General features: G+C 62.7%; 17 protein-coding genes. 1 reads left to right on the top strand and 16 read right to left on the bottom strand.

Annotation, left to right across the window (positions count from 1 at the left end; translation table 11 throughout):
• Positions 1-4: 4 nt before the first annotated feature.
• From P6U27_RS07265 to P6U27_RS07210, 12 genes are all read right to left on the bottom strand, one after another.
• Positions 5-1,993 (bottom strand): conjugal transfer protein TraG, encoded by a 1,989-nt coding sequence (locus P6U27_RS07265; protein ID WP_407193794.1) that lies wholly within the window; start codon positions 1,991-1,993, stop codon positions 5-7.
• Between the two features lie 35 nt (positions 1,994-2,028).
• Entirely contained in the window at positions 2,029-3,789 is a 1,761-nt protein-coding gene (locus P6U27_RS07260) for a relaxase/mobilization nuclease domain-containing protein (protein ID WP_407193793.1), read from the bottom strand.
• The gene (locus P6U27_RS07255; protein ID WP_407193792.1) at positions 3,786-4,211 is read right to left on the bottom strand and encodes a hypothetical protein; all 426 of its coding nucleotides are present in this window, start codon (positions 4,209-4,211) and stop codon (positions 3,786-3,788) included. The genes P6U27_RS07260 and P6U27_RS07255 overlap by 4 nt, the downstream gene beginning before the upstream one ends.
• A gap of 277 nt (positions 4,212-4,488) precedes the next feature.
• Complete coding sequence (locus P6U27_RS07250) at positions 4,489-5,178, bottom strand: lytic transglycosylase domain-containing protein (protein WP_407193791.1); 690 nt, start codon at positions 5,176-5,178, stop codon at positions 4,489-4,491.
• A gap of 206 nt (positions 5,179-5,384) precedes the next feature.
• The gene (locus P6U27_RS07245) at positions 5,385-5,897 is read right to left on the bottom strand and encodes a S26 family signal peptidase (protein WP_407193790.1); all 513 of its coding nucleotides are present in this window, start codon (positions 5,895-5,897) and stop codon (positions 5,385-5,387) included.
• On the bottom strand, positions 5,894-6,358 hold the full coding sequence (locus P6U27_RS07240; protein ID WP_122401263.1) for a DUF2840 domain-containing protein: 465 nt from the start codon (positions 6,356-6,358) through the stop codon (positions 5,894-5,896). The genes P6U27_RS07245 and P6U27_RS07240 overlap by 4 nt, the downstream gene beginning before the upstream one ends.
• 289 nt (positions 6,359-6,647) lie before the next feature.
• Positions 6,648-7,529, bottom strand: coding sequence for a replication initiator protein A (locus P6U27_RS07235; RefSeq protein ID WP_407194419.1), 882 nt, complete (start codon positions 7,527-7,529; stop codon positions 6,648-6,650).
• 22 nt (positions 7,530-7,551) lie between these two features.
• Positions 7,552-7,833 (bottom strand): AlpA family transcriptional regulator, encoded by a 282-nt coding sequence (locus P6U27_RS07230; protein WP_008561544.1) that lies wholly within the window; start codon positions 7,831-7,833, stop codon positions 7,552-7,554.
• Between the two features lie 199 nt (positions 7,834-8,032).
• On the bottom strand, positions 8,033-8,599 hold the full coding sequence (locus P6U27_RS07225) for a DUF2285 domain-containing protein (protein ID WP_407193789.1): 567 nt from the start codon (positions 8,597-8,599) through the stop codon (positions 8,033-8,035).
• Complete coding sequence (locus P6U27_RS07220) at positions 8,596-9,144, bottom strand: citrate/2-methylcitrate synthase (protein WP_197711527.1); 549 nt, start codon at positions 9,142-9,144, stop codon at positions 8,596-8,598. Before P6U27_RS07220 ends, P6U27_RS07225 begins: the two co-directional genes overlap by 4 nt.
• A 16-nt stretch (positions 9,145-9,160) precedes the next feature.
• Entirely contained in the window at positions 9,161-10,210 is a 1,050-nt protein-coding gene (locus tag P6U27_RS07215) for a CaiB/BaiF CoA transferase family protein (RefSeq protein WP_407193788.1), read from the bottom strand.
• The gene (locus tag P6U27_RS07210) at positions 10,171-10,368 is read right to left on the bottom strand and encodes a CoA transferase (protein WP_283809939.1); all 198 of its coding nucleotides are present in this window, start codon (positions 10,366-10,368) and stop codon (positions 10,171-10,173) included. Before P6U27_RS07210 ends, P6U27_RS07215 begins: the two co-directional genes overlap by 40 nt.
• Positions 10,369-10,557: 189 nt before the next feature.
• Between P6U27_RS07210 and P6U27_RS07205 the strand changes: the two genes are divergently transcribed.
• Entirely contained in the window at positions 10,558-11,244 is a 687-nt protein-coding gene (locus P6U27_RS07205) for an IclR family transcriptional regulator (RefSeq protein ID WP_122401261.1), read from the top strand.
• 218 nt (positions 11,245-11,462) lie between these two features.
• Here the strand turns inward: P6U27_RS07205 and P6U27_RS07200 are convergent, their stop codons facing one another.
• The 4 genes from P6U27_RS07200 to P6U27_RS07185 form a co-directional block, all read right to left on the bottom strand.
• Positions 11,463-11,783 carry a DUF736 domain-containing protein gene (locus P6U27_RS07200; protein WP_129145587.1) on the bottom strand — a complete coding sequence of 107 codons (321 nt, stop codon included), beginning with the start codon at positions 11,781-11,783 and terminating at the stop codon, positions 11,463-11,465.
• A gap of 188 nt (positions 11,784-11,971) precedes the next feature.
• Positions 11,972-12,136: a hypothetical protein gene (locus tag P6U27_RS07195; protein WP_407193787.1), complete on the bottom strand. Its 165-nt coding sequence runs from the start codon at positions 12,134-12,136 to the stop codon at positions 11,972-11,974.
• Positions 12,137-12,361: 225 nt separating this feature from the next.
• On the bottom strand, positions 12,362-12,952 hold the full coding sequence (locus P6U27_RS07190; protein ID WP_244607874.1) for a hypothetical protein: 591 nt from the start codon (positions 12,950-12,952) through the stop codon (positions 12,362-12,364).
• Positions 12,949-13,872: a DUF2493 domain-containing protein gene (locus P6U27_RS07185; protein ID WP_407193786.1), complete on the bottom strand. Its 924-nt coding sequence runs from the start codon at positions 13,870-13,872 to the stop codon at positions 12,949-12,951. Before P6U27_RS07185 ends, P6U27_RS07190 begins: the two co-directional genes overlap by 4 nt.
• Between the last annotated feature and the right edge of the window lie 26 nt (positions 13,873-13,898).

Here is a 13,898-nt window from a genome sequence, read left to right as displayed (position 1 = left end):
TGCCTCAGAGCTCCATACCGTCATTCGGGTCCATGGCGACTTGACGGGCGACACCGCGCATCTGTTGGCGTATGAGCCGGGACTGACGGACCGCATCGTCGTCATCGTCAAGCACAACCGCAAATTCCTCGGCTGGCGTAGGCTCGGTCGTCTCCTTGACCATCGCAACATGATCAGGCAATTCCGGCTCCCGACGAAGGCCGCTGTTCGCCATGTCTTCCTCCGATTCCGCGGTTTTGTCAGTTGGACCTGCCGTGGGCTTCAATGGTCCCAGCGCTGACCATCCGTCCGTTCGCGATGATCGGCCGGCGCTCGCCGGATCGGGGGGCGGCAGAACCCGCTCGGTGAATCGGCGATCCTCGTAGTAGCGGACCTTCTTTGCCCGGATCGGCGGCGTGCCCGCCACCATGACGATCTCGTCCTTCGGCGGAAGCTGCATGACTTCGCCTGGGGTCAGCAGCGGCCTTGCCGTCTCCTGGCGCGAGACCATCAGGTGCCCCAGCCACGGGTTCAACCTGTGACCGGCATAGTTCTTCATCGCCCGCATCTCGGTCGCGGTCCCGAGCGCGTCGGAAACCCGCTTGGCGGTCCGCTCGTCGTTGGTCGCGAAGCTGACGCGGACGTGGCAGTTGTCCAGGATCGCATTGTTGGGCCCGTAGGCCTTTTCGATCTGATTGAGCGACTGTGCGATCAGAAAACTCTTGATTCCGTACCCCGCCATGAAGGCGAGCGCAGACTCGAAGAAATCAAGCCGTCCCAGCGCCGGGAACTCGTCAAGCATCATCAGGACGCGATGCCGGCGATCACTGGCGTGCAGGTCTTCGGTCAAGCGTCGGCCGATCTGATTCAGCACAAGCCGGATCAGGGGCTTGGTCCGCGAGATATCGGAGGGCGGGACGACGAGGTAAAGCGTCGTCGGACTGCGATCGGCGATCAGGTCGGCGATGCGCCAGTCGCAGCGGCAGGTCACCTGAGCCACGACGGGATCACGGTAGAGCCCGAGGAACGACATCGCGGTGGACAGGACGCCGGAGCGTTCATTCTCAGATTTGTTGAGGAGCTCGCGCGCGGTCGAGGCGACCACGGGATGGGCGCCCTGCTCGCCAAGATGTGCGGTTGTCATCATCGCCTTCAGCGTCGCCTCGATCGGCCGCTTCGGGTCGGACAGAAAGGCGGCGACGCCAGCCAAGGTCTTGTCCGCCTCGGCATAGAGGACGTGGAGGATGGCGCCGACCAGGAGGGAATGACTGGTCTTCTCCCAGTGGTTCCGCTTATCGAGCGAGCCTTCGGGATCGACCAGGACATCGGCCACGTTCTGGACGTCGCGAACCTCCCATTCCCCGCGCCGGACTTCGAGCAGCGGATTGTAAGCTGAGGACTTCGGGTTGGTGGGGTCGAACAACAGGACGCGACCACGCCGCGAGCGAAAGCCGGCAGTCAGTTGCCAATTCTCGCCCTTGATGTCGTGCACGATGGCCGAGCCGGGCCAAGCCAGCAGTGAGGGGACGACAAGGCCGACACCCTTGCCGGACCGGGTGGGTGCAAAACACAGGACGTGCTCCGGCCCGTCATGACGGAGATAGTCACGGTCGAGTTTGCCGAGCACCACACCGTCAGGACCGAGAAGTCCGGCCGCCCGCACCTCTTCCGGACCAGCCCAGCGCGCCGAACCATAGGTCTCGACATTCTTGGCTTCGCGCGCCCGCCACACCGACATGCCGATTGCCACCGCGATCGAAACGAAGGTTCCCGACGCCGCGATGAAGGCTCCCTCGACAAAAATCTGAGGCGCATAGGCGTCGTAGACGAACCACCACCAGAAGAAGACTGGCGGGTAGTAGACCTTGAAGCCCAACAGTTCGAACCAGGGCCGCCCAAGCTCCGGCTGCCAAGCGAGCCGCCAAGCCGTCCACTCGGTTGCTCCCCAGATGGCCAGCAAGACGATCAGGCCGACCACGATCACCTGCCCCCAAAGGATTTTAGTTCCGGACATCCCGAACGCCTTCCGCAACTGGTTTGGTGAGATTGCTAGAGACCGAGGTCGCGCTTCCGACCAAAGCCCCATTCGATGCCACCGCTGTCTTTCACGACGCCGGTGACGTGTTGGCCGAGCCTCTTTTCGAGCTCGCGCGACCAAGGGACGAGCTGGAAGCCAAGCCCATTATCGATCATGGCGAAGCGTCCCGAGGTGAGCGTCAGCCGCTGGCGATACGTGCCCGCCACATGCTCTCCGGAGGCCGCGTTCACGTAAGACCGGCCGGTGTCGGCCGAGACCTTTGCGGCCACCTCGTCCAGTTCGCGTCGGCGCAACGTGTTCAGGACGTCGCGCTGAAGGATGATGCGCTGTCCCTGACGCCGCGCCAGACCTTGCTGGATCAGATGCTCGGTACGGGCTTCCATGGCGTTGCGGGTCTCGCGGCCGAAGCCGCCCATGGCGAGCGCCATGGGGTCGCGTTCAACCAGTCTATGATCGAGCCAGGTTGCCCCTCGTGCCGTGATCTGGCCGCCGAGATCAAGATCGGAACGGGTTGCGAGCACCAGGGTCGGCCGCGGATCGCCGGCTGCACCGAAACGCCGGACTTCGACGATTCCACCGATCGGCGGCGCCTGCTCGAAAGCCTCGAGCCCGCGGAAGCGCACGTGATGTGCGCGCCCGTCCGTTCCGTCGATCAAGGCGTAGGCCTCGCCAGTCAGTTCGTCATGCAATCCTCGGTCGACGAGACGTCCGATGATCCGGGACGTCTCCAGTCCACCCTCGATAACGAAGTCGGCAACGCCGCGCGTTTCCCCACGGTCGGTAAAGGCGCGGTGCATGGTCTTGATGATGTCGCCGCGCATGCCGAGGTCGCGCAAGCTGCGCTCGGCTTCGAGCCCGACCATCCATTCCCCAGGTAACTCGGATGCGGCAAGACCCATCTTCTCCAGGTGTTGAAGACGCCCCACCATCAGGCGCCGGATCTCGGGATCAGAGCCGGGATTCTCCGGGCGAAGGTCGATGTAGCCAGTCTCATCGGCCGCCAGCCGGATCTCCCGATCGAGCCGTGTCCATCGTTCTGCCGTGACTTCCCTCTCCAGCGAATTGCGGATCTCGTGCTCCGGCTTTGGACCCAGTTCGATGGCGACCAGTTCCTCGGCGCGTGAGCGCAGGCCCTGGCTGATGTAGTCGCGGGAGATCACGAGATCGCCACCCTCCCCATCAACTCCGCGAATGAGAAGGTGAACGTGGGGGTTGTCGGTATTCCAATGATCGACAGCCACCCAATCGAGCCGCGTGCCGAGGTCGACTTCCATCTGCCTGGCGAGGTCGCGGGTGAAGGCCTTCAGGTCAGTCATGTCGCCGGCATCCTCCGGCGAGACGATGAATCGGAAATGATGCCGGTCGTCCTTGCACCGTTCCGCGAAAGCCGCGCTATCGGCGCGATCGCCGCTGGCATCGAACATCTCGGCATGCTCACCGCTCCGGGTCACGCCATCGCGCTTCAGATACGAGAGATGGGCCGTCAGTGGTGCTGAGCGGAAGACGCGCCCTTTGTGGCGAACCACGCGCGCCTTCACCACAACGCGCCGCGTCGGGCTGAACAACCTGGCACGGCTAAAGGACACCCGGCCGCGCCCAAACGTCGAGCGCCCATAGGCCGGCGGACGTTTACCGGCCATGGTTTGCCCCGGCGTGTGTCCGGCTTTCTTTGCCGCGCGCAGCACCCGGTTGATGAAGCTCTTTTGCTTCGGCGCGCGGGTACTGCGGATGCGCCCAGGCCGAATACGCAGATCGCTGTCGCCCACGCTCACGGCAGGGCCTCCCCACAATCAAAATCGCACACGGTGCCGAAAACGCCTTTGATTGCATTGTTCAAAATGCAAGGCGCGGCACGCGCCCCGACCGACCGGCACGCCGGAACCCAAGCCATGTCAATGGCTTGCGGTTCGAGCGGCGAGCCTCTTTTATCTCGCCGTCCTGCCGTCGTGGTCTCCCGGTCGCCGGTTTCCGAAAGAGCCGCCGCGACTTGGCTGCCAACTGGCGAAGCCCCCACTGCTTCCGAGCGCTTGCGATAGCGATCGTTACCCGAAGGGCCGAGACACCCGAAGGGTGGCTCGGTGAGGAGCGAAGCGACGAGTAGAGCGCGGGCCGAAGGCATCGCCCATACGCCATCCGCACGTGCCACTTGAATGGTGGAGCACACGAAGGCTTGCGAACCCGCACGCTTGGTCATTGCGATGCTCCCGAATCGATCGAGGCACGAACACGCCAATTGGCCGAGAGAACCGTGTGCCCGTCCTGCCGTCGTGGTCTCCTGGTCGCCGAAAGAGCCGCCGCGACTTGGCATCCAAGTCGCGAAGCCCCCAATGCTTCCGAGCGCTTGCGATAGCGATCGTTACCCGAAGGGCCGAGACACCCGAAGGGTGGCTCGGTGAGGAGCGAAGCGACGAGTAGAGCGCGGGCCGAGGGCATCGCCCATACGCCATCAGCTTGCGAACCCGCGCACTTGGTCATCGCGATGCTCCCGAATCCGATCGAGGGACGAACATGCCAATAGGCCGAGGGACTATGGGCAATACATCGCCGCCCGAGATTGCGGTCGTGACACCGCTCGGCGGCGTGAGCGCCAGCAACCGATCGCGCGTTTTCATGAGATCGGATCGCGTGACGAATAGCGTTGCAGCTGCCGATGACTGTCCACTGGACGCCCACCTCGGCGGCAGTTCGATGGCAAGCAGATCTGCAAGCTTTGCGACGTATGCTCGCGTCTCGCCTGGAAGAGGGCCGCCCGCGAGATGCTCTTCATAGCGAGATGGCCCCGCATTGTACGCGGCAAACACGCCAGGCGAGCCATACCGATCGAGCAGTTCGCGCAAGTACGCCGTACCGGCCAGAATGTTGTCGTGCGAATCGTAGGGGTCATTCCCGAGATTGTAGCGCTCGCGAAGTTTCGCCCAGGTCGCCGGCATGATCTGCATCAGGCCCATTGCGCCTTTGGGCGACTTGGCGTGCACGTCTCCAGCGCTTTCGACGTTAATGACCGAACCGATCCAGTTCACCGGAATTGCAAAACGCTTCGAGGCTTCATCGACGAAAGCTCGAAACGGGTTGCTCGCCTGAACAACCGCTTGAGCTAATGCCGATCCACTCTCGGCTAGAGCGGCACTGTCCGATGCAGCGAAAACAAGCAGCAGCGACACGACAGCCCAAACACGCACGCCAGACCGAGCCAGGCATGCCATCGTGCTCGCGCCCGTCCCGGGTAAAGCTGCTTCGCGCCCGCCATGCGGCCGCCCTGGACTGCCGCGGCGCGCGTCCGCGCGGCAAGCGTTGGCCGGGACGGAGGAATCGCCCCGTGATCGATCGAACAGAGGAATGGCTGGGTAAGACCGTGGAACACGCACGATCACTCCTCCCACGTCCACACGGGCAGCGCACGGCCGATCACCGCCGACGCAGGCAAGAATCCAAAATATCGGCCATCCAGGGAGTCGTCGGACTGCCAGTTCATCAGAAACAGCTCTCCGTCGCCGACGACGCGGCAGCCCTGCCATTTCGGCAGCGGCCGGCCGCGTCCGTCGCGGTCCCGCGCCTCGCCCACCGCCACCTCATCGACCGAAATCGTGAGGCCGGTTCTGCAAACGGTCTGCCCGGGAAGGGCGAGCACGCGCTTCAGCATGGGGACGCCAATGGGCAAATAGCCGTTAAGGTCGAGGAAGGTCGCAAGCGGCTCCGGCGGCTGCACGGCGACCAATTCAGCGACTCGGAATTGGTCCGCCGGCCGGAGGCGGTAGAGACCGATCGGCACGCTCGCGGATGCGTTCCAGATGTAAAGCGGAAGCGGCTCCAGCACGATCGTCGCGATGAGGACAGCAGCGACCCCAATCGTCACGGCCAACATTATTGGGCGGTCCGTCATCGCATCACCTTTTGGCGATGAAGCCAGGCCTGATGGCGCGCTTTCGTATACGGGCGCGGGTTTTCATTGACGGACAGACGGTTATGAACGTGATGCCAATGATCAGGCGCGACATCAGCGGGATCGATGCCGAATGCCTCAACGGCATCGGTCATCTGCAGCACGCGCTCGACCTTCGGCCAACCGGACAGACGCAGCAAAATTTCTCCGCCGGGTGTCACATAAGGAACGGTCGAGCAGCGCTGTCCCGGAGGGACCGCGCGCAAGATGTCGATCCGCGAAATGATTACCCCAAAGTCGTTGGAGGTCCACCGGATGAAAGCAAAGATGCTGCCGGGCGCAAATGACAGGACGCGCCGGTGGCGATCAAGCTTCCGTTCCTTGACGATGCGACCGAACCGAATCCGGTTTTCAATACGCTTCTCGAGCCACAGCACTTCCACTTCCGTGAGATCGCTCATGCCGCCGCTCCGTGACGCTGGAGTTGGCAACCGTGAGCTTGGGGCTCGGTGGAGAGTGTGTATGGCCTACAAAGGCAGGCTGGCCTGTCGGACGGCCGTTGCCGAGCGCCACCAACTCCGCTTTCGGCCTGGTCCGTTAGAAGAAATCCGAAGGATTTCTGGTTAGTAAAGTTAGAGCGACTGGAAAGCTCGGAGAAACAAGCCCTTAAGGTCGATTCCGGTCCCCGAAAGCACGAGGATCGGGTTCCCGATAGCACGAGGGTTGCGGTCCCCGATAGCACGAGTTGATTCACAGGTTGTCCTCCGAATTTCGAATGAGACCGCGCCGGCGCAGACGTGCCGTTAAGGGATCAAAAGGCGCTGGCGCGAAGCTGAGTCGCTCGGTGCCATCAGAATCGCGCGTGAGCACGAGCTGGTAGCCGGGCAATGTCTGGCGCTGGACGATCTGACGTAGGTCGTACGCAAAATGCTTGAGCGGCGAGAGGATGCCGGACTTGGCATGGAGGTGCACAAGATCAAAACTCCAGCCGCCGTCCTGGCGTCCACCGTGCTTGCGCACGAGCCTGTAGAGCCACCGCTCAAGCCCGCCCGTGAGCTCGAAATAGGCGCGGTCGATCGTCAGGACGAGGGCATCATCGAGGACTCCAGCGTAGAACCAATCCGGCAGGATCAACTCGATCCCAAATGGCCGACCGTTTGCATCTGCCGTCTCCTTCCACTCGTTGATCCAGGAGAAGCGGTGCCGTCGCCGCTCTGCCGGCTGGCGGATCGATGTCAGCACGGTCGTTGACTGAAGTCTGTCAAGACAAGCCTTCAGGCGGTCATAGTCACGTGCGCTGGTGCCGCGGCCGACAAACGTCAAAATCTCGTAAGGTGTTGCAGCCATCAGGCGCGACGTCTTCAAGCCGGCGTCGCGGGCTTCGACGATCTGGGACGCAGCCCAGATCAGAACATCTGCATCCCAAATGGTCGCCATGCCGTGTTCAGGAACGGCTTCGACCCGAATTGCGATCGCACCAGCTCGGAAATCGATCGGCACGATCCGCTTCGTCTTTGCGAGCGAGAAGAACGGATAAGCCATCAGATCCTGCGCGTCACGGGGCGCAAGATCCCCGGGCAGCGCCCGAAAGAGCTCAAGCTGCTCGCGCTCGGAATGGTGTTTGCGCCGCATGGTCACTGCTCTCACGCGGCGATCAACGACGTTCCTGGCCTGCATAGGGACGCAGGGCCGGATGTTTCTTGGCGGGGAGCACGGTCCCCTTGCCGGGATCGGATGTCGACGTCTTGGCGCCGCGGTCGGCCCACGCTTTCAGGTCATCGACGGCGTAGACAACACGTCCGCCGATCTTCCGATACGTCGGTCCAGTACCATACGTGCGGTGCTTCTCGAGCGTGCGACCGGACAGGCCAAGATAGCGCGCGGCCTCCGGTGTACGCAGGAATCGCGGTGGTAGACCGGCCATTGGATCGGGCATTTGAGGACTCCAGGAGCACATCGCACTACGCCTGGCTATGCCGGCGTGTGTGCGGTCATCATGGAGAAGCAAGATCTCGGAGGGGGATGCCGAATGTTGCGGGTACGATTTTCGGCACCCCTTGGAGTCTGCGCTACTCTGCCCTGCGTCCGGGCCGCAGGAGTTTGCGGTAACCACCGCGCATCAACGCGACGCCGCCTTACACCAGGCGGATTGCTCGATTGCGCAGGTCATGCGTCTTCCAGGCGCGATCGGGGATTCGCTTTTTGCCGAACAGCGCTTCGGCGATAACGCGATAGCTGCCGCCGGCGCTATGCGCATCGAGCGCGCGGATCGCCACGCTCAGGCGTTCGCGCCGCTGTCTGGATAACTGGTGAAAGGCTGGACCGGGCGGGCGTCCGTTCATCGCGCGCCACAGCCGGCGGGCTGCATACGCACGCGCGTCGAAATCGCCATCAAATGGCAATTCGGCTGCGTATGACGCGCCGAGCACCGGCGGCTCTTTGGACCAGACACGGTGATCTACCGCACCGACGCGCAGCACGATGCCAGCCGTCTGCGGCGCGGCGCACTTGGCCAGCTTTAACTCGAGCAGTGGGAGACTGCCGAGCCGAGATCGGCCGTCAAGGCAACCGGCACCGGAACGACCGCCGCTAGAACCTCGCGCGCCCAATATTTGGTGACCGCGCTTCTTTTGGCGCTTGGTCCCGACCCGCCGCGCTGTTTCGCCGGCGCGGCCAATGTCGGCAAAGTTGCCGGAAATCACGCCGCGCTCACGAGCAGCATCGACCAGCGACAGGAGCCTCGGTGAGCGAGGGTCGATCGGGTGAAGGCGATGGCCGAACCGGGCAAGATTTTTCCGTGTGCCTCGACGAAGGCGGCGATACCAGCCTGCGTCGCCGCTACAAGCGCCGTACCTTCACTCATCCGTCGAGCGATGTCGGCGTACAGCTCCATGCATTGTTGGCCGGCGCCTCCATGGACGTCATCGAGCAAATTGATGGCCGACGCCATTGCTCCATTGAGCGGCAAGCCGCAGGTGATGGACATGCGGCCGACCGCGATCGAGGGCGCTTGCGGTCCGTGATCGACCGCAGCCACAAGAGCGGCTTCAAGCAGAGCGGCATGATCGGGCGACGGGAGGTCGCCGCGCAACAGAAGCCATATCATCTGCGGAAAGCTGACCGAGCCGATCAGCTGCTCGATCGAAAAGCCACGAAAGCGGATGACGCCCGGCTTCATGTCGATAATGTCGGTCGACCACCAATTTGTTGCCTCGGTCAGGAGATCGGCGGGATTGGATTCGGGCATGACCAGGATTTCCTTTTCAAGCGACGCGGACCACGCCGCGGTCCGCCATTTCGTCGATCTGGGCGCGCGTGTAGCCGAGCCGTTCGAGCCATGTCGCCGTGTCGGCGCCGAGCAGCGGGGGAGCGGACGGTTTGGGAAAGCCTTCGTCTAGAAGGAAGCGTGGGCGCGTCACCCGTAGCTGTTGCCCTTCGGTCGGTGCGAGAGGCAGGTTCTCGACGAACCGGCGTTCGACCAGTTGCGGCTGCTGCAGTGCGTCCTGGACTGAGAGCACGCACCCCGCGGGAACGCCGGCGGCGTTGAAAATCTCCTCCCATTCCTCGGCGGATTTCGACTTGAGCGCCTTGTTGATCTCGTCGCTCAGGGCTGCGCGATGCAGGTTGCGCGTGTGGCGTTCACCGAACCGCTCCTCGCTCAGGAGATCGGGTCGTCCGATCAGCTGGCAGAGCTTCTCGAATTGCTTCTGCTCGTTGGCGGAAATGTTGAGCGGACCGGTCTTCGTCTTGAACGTGCCGGATGGCGCCGCCGTGAAATTCTCGTTCCCCATTGGCTCGGGGAGGATGCCGGCGTTGAGGTGGTTAGAGACTACCCAGCCCATTGCCGCCAGAGTCGATTCCAGGAGCGACACATCGATGAACCGACCGCGGCCCGTCGAACGCTGCGCGACCAGCGCCGCCGAGATTGCGAAGGCTGCTGTGATACCGGCCATGGTGTCGGAGATCGGAAAGCCGGTGCGCAACGGCGCTGATCGGTGATCGCCGGTTACGCTCATCGCGCCCGAGACACCTTGCACGATCTGGTCGTAGGCGGACCGGTTTGCCCAGGGGCCTTCCTGACCGAAGCCGGATATGGCGCAGTAGATCAGCCGGGGATTGCGCTTCGCGAGAACCGCATAGCCGGGGCCGAGCCGCTCCATCACTTTGGGCCGGAAGTTCTCGAGCAGCACGTCGGCCTGATCGACAAGTCGAAGGAATGCATCCCGACCCTCCGGCGATTTCAAGTCGATCGCGATCGATTGTTTACAGGCATTCACCGCAACGAAGTACAGGCCGAACAGGCGCTGTGCCATCGTCGGATCTGCCCCGAGATGGCGAGCCAGATCGCCGCCCTTCGGATTTTCGTCTTGATCACTTCGGCGCCGAGCCGCGCCAAGTTGTAGCCACAGAAGGGTCCAGCGAGCACGTTGGACAGATCGAGGACCCGTACGCCCTCAAGCGGCAAACTCATGGCGATCTCGGTAAGACGTTCAACCCTCGCTCTGTCTCACAGAGCGTTATTCTATTGTGCAGACCTCACGCCAATGCATGAGTCAAGGCAGTTCTATTGTGAAGAACCCAATACAGGTGGGCTTGCAGGTTGATTTTTGAATTCGCGCGAACTAAGTTCTGTAAAACAGAACCTGTAAGGCGATTTTTGATGACCAGGGACGGCGCGGAGTCGGTCGAGCGCGCACTCAACATCTTGCGCGCCTTCTCCGAAACGCGCCGACAGATGAGCCTGACAGAAATCTCGCAAAGCACCGGCTTGTATAAGAGCACGGTCTTGCGTTTGACCGCATCGCTCGAAGCCTGCGGCTTCGTGCAGAGAGGAGAGGACAAGCTCTACCGGCTCGGACCGGAGTTGTGGCGTCTTGGAGCAATTTACCGGCGCGGCCTCGACCTCGGCGAGTTCATCCGGCCGGTTCTGCGCCGCCTCGTCGATACAACCCAGGAGAGCGCCTCGTTCTATGTCCGCGACGGCGACGAGCGCATCTGCCTGTATCGCCAGAATTCGCCGCGCGCGGTTCGACACCATCTTGAAGAGGGAGAACGGCTCCCGCTCGATCGCGGGGCCGCGGGGCGCGTTCTGCGCGCCTACACGGCGCCGAAGTGGCCGCCAGGAGCGCAGATTCGAGAGGACGGCTTCTATATCTCGTTGGGTGAGCGCGACGCAGACGTCGCCGCCGCTTCGGTGCCGGTCATCGACAATGCAGGCCGGTTGCGCGGCGCCTTGTCTGTATCCGATTTGAGAAGCCGTTTCGATACCAAGGCGCAACACCTGGCGATCGAAGCCATGAAGATGGAGGCTGCGCGACTAGCTGACCACCTGCCTGCATCTGACTGAGTCCGGCGAACAAGCGGCAGATGTCACGTTAGGGTCACAATGCGAAAAAACTCAGATTGAGCAAATCTGGTCCGCTCTGTTGCGATGAGCGACGCCCGGGAGACAGAGCGCAGTTTCGTGGATGGGCCAGGCAGCTGCGAATGGCGTTACGCTCTGGGCGGGCTTTTAGCTAATAAACCCCGTCCGATTTGGTCGGACGGGGCTTGATGGGGGCGTTCTTACTCGCCGGTCTTGCGCGGCCGCGACCAGAGCAGGGTGTAGCCTTCACCGCCCTCTTCGTCGAACAGGTTCGCGTAGATCGGCGCGTTGAACGAAGGGTCGTCCAGCTTGAGCGAGAGGTAGTCGCGGCCTTCCTCGGAACGCTTCGACCAGGCTGCGCCGATCTCCGCCCGGCCCACATAAATGCGGTGGCTGGGCGCGTTGTCATTGGAGCGGTTGGTCTCGGCGACGATGCGGACGCCCTTGGCCTTCAGGCTCAGGGTGGCGATCTCGCCCTGGAATTCGTTGCCGACCTTCTTGAAAGAACCGATGTTAGCCATGTCACTTCTCCTGTTGTGTTTCGAGCCCGCGACCACCGCAGCCTCGATGGCGATCTAGGGCCGAGGACGATCGGCGACGCACCCGGTCGGGCCGTAGCGCAGCGGAGGACGTCGTTGTGGCGACTTTCTTGTCTCGCGAGGAATGGGCGAAGCCCAGGGGAAGAAAGTCGCATCAACGGCGTTGCGGCTCAGACGATCGAGGCGAAGCCGGTCTTCGGCCAGATCAAGCCATCAACGAGGCCACGTGCGTCCGCGTGCTGAACCACAATCTTACGGAGAAGCGTGGCTATCTCGGTATTGATGAACAAGCGGTCGAAACGATTTGGCGCAGAAAGAGAAACAATCTGCTGCAAAGGGCGGAATCGTCTCCCCAAGAACGGATCGAGATAAAACCGCTCCGACGCGGCTGTGTGGGCCAGACCGAATGCCGGCAGCTTGATCGAGGTGTTCCGAGGAGGACGGCCCTTCCCGCGCTCAGGTTTCGATCAGCCTTCCTTTAACGCGCCGATCTACGCGCACCTGTTCGACGGAGGGCGGAAAACGGTCAGCCCCTCGGGCCATGCGGCCATAAGAACGCGTTAGGACGGGTTCTCCACCACCTCACCCGGCTCGAACGGGCGGGGCTTCGCCAACACCATCAAGCGCGTCCATGACGTAAGGCCAATGCAAACTGCGCCCAGGCAAGCGAAGACGTCACGCCCAGCGAGTGAAGGCGCTCCGATCTGGGACAGGGCGAATACCACATGATAGCCGGCGACGGCGGCGGGGACCGCGAATGCTGTCGCGATCGCGATACGCAAGGCGGAAGACCGAGTAGCAGCAAAGGCGACCTGGCCTAGCACGAGCGTCAGCGTACCGCCGGCCGTTGCGATAAGCGGGGTGCCAACGAGGCCGGCGCCGCGCTGATACGCCGTGATCCCGATACTCAGTGCGACGAAAAATGGCAATGCATACACAGCGAGCGTAAAGATCGCCCAGCAGAACAAGCCGATGCCGAGTGTGTTGAGAACAAGCCCAATAGCGAGCATGGTGGTGGCTCCATGTGCATAGATGTACTGGTCGCGCCTTCCACCACCACCACGGCGCAACTCTGGATATGAGACCGAAACGAGGCGGAGTTGCGGCGCGAGCAATTTCGCTTCGATGGAAATCGAGAAGACGGCGCTCACGCCCCGCCGAACCTCCAGACGGGGATGCCGAGGCGCTTCGCCTTATCGGCAAGGTTGTCCTGAATTCCCGTGCCCGGGAAGTGCATGACGCCGATCGGCAGGAGTTCGAGCATGGCGTCGTTGCGCTTGAACGGTGCGGCCTTGGCATGCTTCGTCCAGTCTGGCTTGAAGGCGATCTGAGGTACCTTGCGGGTGGTCGCCCATTTCGAGGCTATCAGTTCAGCGCCCTTCGGGGAGCCACCATGGAGCAGGACCATGTCGGAATGCTTGGCATGAACCTTGTCGAGGCGGTCCCAGATGAGGTTGTGGTCGTTAAAGTCGAGCCCTCCGGTGAGCGCGATCTTCGGCCCAGCGGGCAGCATGACCTCGGTCTCGGCGCGGCGATTCGCCGCGATGAAGTCGCGGGAGTCGATCATCGCTGCGGTCAGCGTACGATGGTTCACCAGCGTTCCCGATCGGGGGCGCCAGAATGAGCCGGTGTGCGTCTCGAAGCGCTCGATGGCCCGATCACGGAAGAGCTCCAGGCAGTCGCGCCGCTCGATCAATGTGATGCCTTCCGCCGTCACGCGCTCGAGTTCGACGGATCGAACTTCGGAGCCGTCCTGCTCGCGCTGGCTCTTCTGCTGCGCCTGTTCGTTGTCGTCAAGTTGACGCCCGATGCGGTCGACGGCTCGGTGGAACAGGTTGACAGTAGACCAGAGCAGATCGTCAAGGTCCGGCTCGAGCCGCGTGTCGCTCAACGTGGCGACCAGGGCATCGAAGATGTCAGCGACGGCACCGGTAATGATCCTGGCCTCGGGAAGCGGCCGTGGATCGGGCTGGTCGTCGAAGGGGCGGTAACCGAAGAGCTGCAATTCGGTAAGAACATGTTCGGTCGGAGATGCGGCGTGCGGCGGTTCGATGTCGTCGTGGTCGGTCATGGAGGCGATCCTTTGCCGGATCGGCC

The organism is Bradyrhizobium sp. STM 3566 (assembly GCF_045571445.1).
Taxonomy (GTDB): domain Bacteria; phylum Pseudomonadota; class Alphaproteobacteria; order Rhizobiales; family Xanthobacteraceae; genus Bradyrhizobium; species Bradyrhizobium vignae.
The sequence above is the reverse complement of the archived record's forward strand: the minus strand, read 5'-3'. Positions and strand labels throughout refer to the sequence as shown.

Excerpts from the sequence above, each read along its gene's own strand:
- P6U27_RS07265 (WP_407193794.1), bottom strand. The coding sequence starts at position 1,993 with ATGTCCGGAACTAAAATCCTTTGGGGGCAGGTGATCGTGGTCGGCCTG.
- P6U27_RS07255 (WP_407193792.1), bottom strand. The coding sequence starts at position 4,211 with ATGACCAAGCGTGCGGGTTCGCAAGCCTTCGTGTGCTCCACCATTCAA.
- P6U27_RS07245 (WP_407193790.1), bottom strand. The coding sequence starts at position 5,897 with ATGACGGACCGCCCAATAATGTTGGCCGTGACGATTGGGGTCGCTGCT.
- P6U27_RS07240 (WP_122401263.1), bottom strand. The coding sequence starts at position 6,358 with ATGAGCGATCTCACGGAAGTGGAAGTGCTGTGGCTCGAGAAGCGTATT.
- P6U27_RS07235 (WP_407194419.1), bottom strand. The coding sequence starts at position 7,529 with ATGCGGCGCAAACACCATTCCGAGCGCGAGCAGCTTGAGCTCTTTCGG.
- P6U27_RS07230 (WP_008561544.1), bottom strand. The coding sequence starts at position 7,833 with ATGCCCGATCCAATGGCCGGTCTACCACCGCGATTCCTGCGTACACCG.
- P6U27_RS07220 (WP_197711527.1), bottom strand. The coding sequence starts at position 9,144 with ATGCCCGAATCCAATCCCGCCGATCTCCTGACCGAGGCAACAAATTGG.
- P6U27_RS07215 (WP_407193788.1), bottom strand. The coding sequence starts at position 10,210 with ATGGCACAGCGCCTGTTCGGCCTGTACTTCGTTGCGGTGAATGCCTGT.
- P6U27_RS07210 (WP_283809939.1), bottom strand. The coding sequence starts at position 10,368 with ATGAGTTTGCCGCTTGAGGGCGTACGGGTCCTCGATCTGTCCAACGTG.
- P6U27_RS07205 (WP_122401261.1), top strand. The coding sequence starts at position 10,558 with ATGACCAGGGACGGCGCGGAGTCGGTCGAGCGCGCACTCAACATCTTG.
- P6U27_RS07200 (WP_129145587.1), bottom strand. The coding sequence starts at position 11,783 with ATGGCTAACATCGGTTCTTTCAAGAAGGTCGGCAACGAATTCCAGGGC.
- P6U27_RS07185 (WP_407193786.1), bottom strand. The coding sequence starts at position 13,872 with ATGACCGACCACGACGACATCGAACCGCCGCACGCCGCATCTCCGACC.